The 4,785-nt window shown below is 55.2% G+C and carries 3 protein-coding genes and 1 pseudogene; 3 read left to right on the forward strand and 1 reads right to left on the reverse strand.

The window, feature by feature from the left end:
* Window positions 1-197 (forward strand): annotated as a pseudogene (gene istB / locus F3H32_RS17455) (IS21-like element ISPkr1 family helper ATPase IstB); the annotation flags it as partial.
* Window positions 198-364: 167 nt separating this feature from the next.
* Here the strand turns inward: istB and F3H32_RS17460 are convergent.
* Entirely contained in the window at window positions 365-997 is a 633-nt protein-coding gene (locus F3H32_RS17460; protein ID WP_149766921.1) for a tyrosine-type recombinase/integrase, read from the reverse strand.
* Between the two features lie 288 nt (window positions 998-1,285).
* Here F3H32_RS17460 and F3H32_RS17795 point away from each other — a divergent pair, with 288 nt between their 5' ends.
* Both F3H32_RS17795 and F3H32_RS18210 read left to right on the forward strand, forming a co-directional pair.
* Window positions 1,286-4,642, forward strand: a complete 3,357-nt coding sequence (locus F3H32_RS17795; RefSeq protein ID WP_188128714.1) for a YobI family P-loop NTPase — start codon at window positions 1,286-1,288, stop codon at window positions 4,640-4,642.
* Window positions 4,555-4,785, forward strand: a 231-nt coding sequence (locus F3H32_RS18210) for a transposase (protein WP_188128715.1), incomplete at its 3' end; no start/stop codon positions are given. The genes F3H32_RS17795 and F3H32_RS18210, both read left to right, overlap by 88 nt.

Here is a 4,785-nt window from a genome sequence, read left to right on the forward strand (position 1 = left end):
GCCAGCTCCTGTTCCACCTCATCAGTCGCCTTTACGAACGCACCTCGATCATCGTGACGACGAACCTCGACTTCGGCGAATGGCCGACCGTCTTCGGAGACGCGAAGATGACAACGGCGCTCCTCGACCGACTGACCCATCACTGTGACATCGTCGAGACCGGCAACGAGAGCTGGCGCTTCAAGACGCGGGAATGACCGAGACGCCGCTGGCCCGATCCGGTTGCGCTGTATGGAGGCTACACCGCATCGGGCCAGCTACCCGTGCTGACCAAGCGGGGTCATTATTGGGCGCCGAAAGGGGGTCAAAGTTGCGTGCCGATTGACAGGCCGGCCAGCAGGAAATCTGTCGACCGGCTTCCGGACTACAGGTCTATCCCCTCTGACAGTGTCAACGCATCGTCAAGGTCGACGCCGAGGTACCGAACTGTGCTGTCCATCTTGGTGTGGCCCAGCAGAAGCTGAACCGTCCGCAGGTTGCCGGTCCTTTTGTAGATTTGCGCCACCTTTGTCCGACGCATCGAATGCGTGCCATAGGCGCTCGGCTCGAGCCCTATCGACGTGACCCATCCCCGCACGATGCGCGCATACTGGCGCGTCGACAGATGAGCGCTGTGGTGGAGGCGGCTGGGCCAGGGATACTCCAGCCCAAGCATCTCAGGATCGACGATCCAGAGATCAAGCGATTGGCGCGTCGTTTCGGTGATCTCGAAGCGAACCGGCTTGCCCGTCTTGCTCTGGGTGACGGAGGCGCGCTCCTTGACTCTCCCCGCCGCGAAGACCTCGCGGACCTTCAGGCAGACCAGGTCGCAGCCCCTAAGCTTGCTGTCGATAGCCATATTGAACAACGCCAGGTCGCGTCGGTTGTCTGCCATCTCCAGGCGGACTCGGATCGACCATACGTGTTTCGGCAGCAGCGGGCGCTTCTGGCCGATGATGCGCCCCTTGTTCCAGGCAGGATGTTCAGGCCGGAGTACTGGAAGATTGTCGGCGGACATGGCGTTACCTCCTGTCCTCCAGCCCGCCCTGACTTCGGATGATCCGACAAACTCGATGATATCACGAGATGTCCGAGTCGTTCTGCGCAGCCTCGCGGGCGGTGAGCCGACATGCGGCGGTGCAGCACCACATCCGCAGAAACCTGAGATACCAGTAATTCGTGCGCGTCGCAGCGAAACCTTGGCAAGCATTCGACGCCACAGTGGACCATTCGCCCTTAACGTGCATGGTAGACTAAATTATACATGCGGTTGGGATGAGATTTCGAACATGGTGGTCAGCCTTCTATGAGTACTGGTCTTACTAAAACCGGCCGCTGGATCTCTGCTAAGCTCATCAAGATAGCGGAAGCGCTGCGCCTACGAACCGCTTCATCCGTGGCGCCAGCGAAATTCGTTGATCTCGCCCCTACCGATGCGGCCGACCATGGAGGGGTATATTCGGCTGCATTGAAGTTCGCGACCGACAGCCCGGACGTATCTAACATCGCGCTCACAGGACCTTATGGCTCTGGCAAGAGCAGCATCATCCGATCCTTCCTCAAGTCCTATCCCCGCCAAGCCCTACACATTTCTCTTGCGGCCTTCTTACCGGAAGCAGGCGATGAGCGACGTACGGTGAACAAACAGGAGATTGAGCGGAGTATCCTCCAGCAACTGCTCTATGGCGCAGATGCAGACAAACTGCCCCTCTCGCGTTTCAAGCGTATCCAAACGCCAGGATTCTGGTCAATCTTTCGATCACTCTACATTCTGACCGGACTGCTGGCTCTCTGGCATATGTTCGATGAACGCGCAGCGATTTTTGATGGATCGTATTTCAAACCCTTCGACCTCACGAACTGGCTCGATATCTCCGTAGTCGCTTTCGCATTGATCTTTCTTTGGTCTGCGATTCATCACTTCTATGTCGCCAGCTTCGGCGTTTCGCTCAAAAGCGTTTCGCTGAAGGATATCCAGATAAGACCGTCTTCGGAAGACCAGGATTCAATCCTCAACCGCCACCTCGACGAGATCATCTACTTCTTCCAGTCGACGCGTTACGACCTCGTCATTGTGGAGGATCTCGATCGCTTCAACGATTCCGATATCTTCGTCACCCTTCGTGAAATCAACAGTCTCGTGAACGGCAATGTGGGCGTGAAACGGCGGATTAGGTTCCTCTACGCGTTGCGCGACGACATGTTCGTGAACACCGACCGGACAAAGTTCTTCGAATTCATCATACCCGTCATTCCGATTATCAACAGCTCGAACTCGATTGATATGGTGCTGGCGCAGGGCAAACGGCTGGAGCTGGACGGAAGGCTCGATAAGCAGTTCCTGCGCGAAGTGTCCCGCTACCTAAGCGATCTCCGGCTGATCCACAACATCTTCAACGAGTACGCGATCTATGTCGCCAATCTGGAAACAGATGGTGAGAACAACCTAGATCCTACAAAGCTTCTCGCCGTGCTGATATATAAGAACGCTTATCCTAGGGATTTCGAACGGCTGCATCGGGGCAGAGGGCATCTCGCTGGAATTTTGGGGTGTAAAGACGAACTCATCTCCGAACGTGAACAGAGCTTTCGATCCGAGATCGTTGCACTCGAACGCGATATTGACGCCGCCGAAAAGCAGATCCCAAAGGATCTACGCGAGCTCAGACGAATTTACGTGATGGCCCTTATCGAGGCGCTGCCGGAAAATGTGATTGGCGTCGGCAGAAACGCACAGGAGCGCATTCCGCTCAATACTTTGTCCGATCACAAGGATATCGACGAAATTATAGCTGCACCGAACCTCATTCACTGGAATGCTCATGGCCATCGCACTCAGCACAACAATTCGTCTCTGCAGCACACCGTAGACTCCGAATCCAGCTATGCCGAACGGGTACGAAGCATCGAACAGAAAGCGGGTGCACATAAAAAGGCAGCACATAGTAGGATCGCCGAACTAAGACACAAAATTAAAGCCATCCGGACCAGCAAGTTCAATATCCTGCTGCGATACGGTACGCAGCAAGTCAAAGACCTTTTTGAGAACTTCGGCGACGGTGGCGATCTCGCTCGTTTCCTGCTCTTGGAGGGCTATCTCGACGACAGCTACTATCAGTACACTTCCTTGTTCCACTCGGGACGGCTTTCGCCGAACGACAACAAGTTCCTGATACAAATTAGGGCTTTCAACACACCTGAACCCAGCTTTCCGATTGACAATCCCAGCGAAGTCATCGCGGCAATGAGGGAGGACGATTTCAGCCTAGATTATGCGCTGAACGTCCGGCTCGTCGACGCTCTCATAGAAAGCGAGGGGCATAAGGAGCGACTCGGGAAAGTTTTCGCGTATCTTTCGAACGAGTTTCTGAACCAGCAGGGGTTCTTCGAAGCCTATTATGCGACGGGATCGCACGTTGCCGATTTTTTGAGGCAGTTCGTTGACGCTTGGCGCGGTTTCGTACCGGCGACCATTGAGAGCCCCTTCGCAGTCTTGCATGTCGCCGGCCTCATCGAACATCTTCCGCCGGTTTTGCTGGCTCGCGAACGCAAGGAGCACCCCGAGATTCGGGCATTCGCGGCCGACAACCTTCGCGACATTCTTGACCTGTTGGAGGGCGTGGATCCGGTCAAGCTCGAAGAGCTGCACATCGAGACAAGGGATCTCGCCGCCATTGATAGATATCCGGACATCGCTCGCAAGCTTTACGAGCTCGGCCATTACCGCCTGAACGATGCAAACTTTGACTACATTTTTGGCTCTATCCTCGGCAAAGAGGCCGGCCCGGCCTTGCGTAAGCGGCATTACACGGCGGTTCGAAAATCCGGAGCTGAACCGCTCCTCGACCGGGTGGAAAATGATTTTGAAGCGTATTTTGCAAACGTGTTGCTAGATATGGACGATAACGATGAGGAGGATATTGACGCGATTCTAGCTGTGATGTCTCATGATACGCTTGATGCCGAAGAGATAGAAACCTTCGTCCTACGCCAAACTAAGCTACTGCCGGCATTCGAAGAAGTGCCCGTGCGCTTTCAGGCCATGGTGTTCCGTAGGACCCGGATCGTTCCTAGCTGGTCCAACTGTCTTGCCTTCATTCAGTCTGAAAATTTCGAAAGCGACGCTCTCATCGCGTTCCTCAGCGATGACGAGGCCCGTTCCGCCGTTCTGGAAACTCCGATTCCAGACAACAAAGAGGCATTCCCTCTTCGTCAGTTCCTGATTGATGCAGAGCGTCTCGCGGACATCGCATATCACGACTATATCCGAGCTCTTCCAAGGGAGTTCAAGAAATTTCCAGATACCGTAAGCGCCAGCAAGCGCCGGATACTGATCGATGCACAACGCGTCACGTTCAATGCCGAGAATCTAGCGGCACTTGACGGCGAGGTAGATCTTCAAGCGGCATTCGTCGCCCAGAACATCGCCTCCTATCTTCGCGACCCCGGCTCTTTCTCGGTCGACGACGACTTCCGCGGTAAACATCCGCCGAGGGCCGTCTGTCTGCTGGGCAGTGAGATCGTTTATCGAGTGTCCTTATGGACGCACACGAAGACACTCCCCGCATTCAAGTTTTGTCGGTCTCTGATACCGGTCGCCGTCGCCGTTGGACGGATGATGAGAAGGTCCGGATCGTTGAGGAAAGCCATTGTGATGGCGTGACATTGGCGGAGGTCGCACGGCGCCATGACATTTCGCGATCACAGCTTTACGATTGGCGATACAGGCACAAGAATGGGCTGCTTGGGGCTGGCCCACGATTTTTGCGCGTTCTTCAGGTCGAAGACGGTTCTGGCCCTGATGAT

Origin of the sequence: Paracoccus thiocyanatus (assembly GCF_900156255.1) — a bacterium.
GTDB lineage: Bacteria > Pseudomonadota > Alphaproteobacteria > Rhodobacterales > Rhodobacteraceae > Paracoccus > Paracoccus thiocyanatus.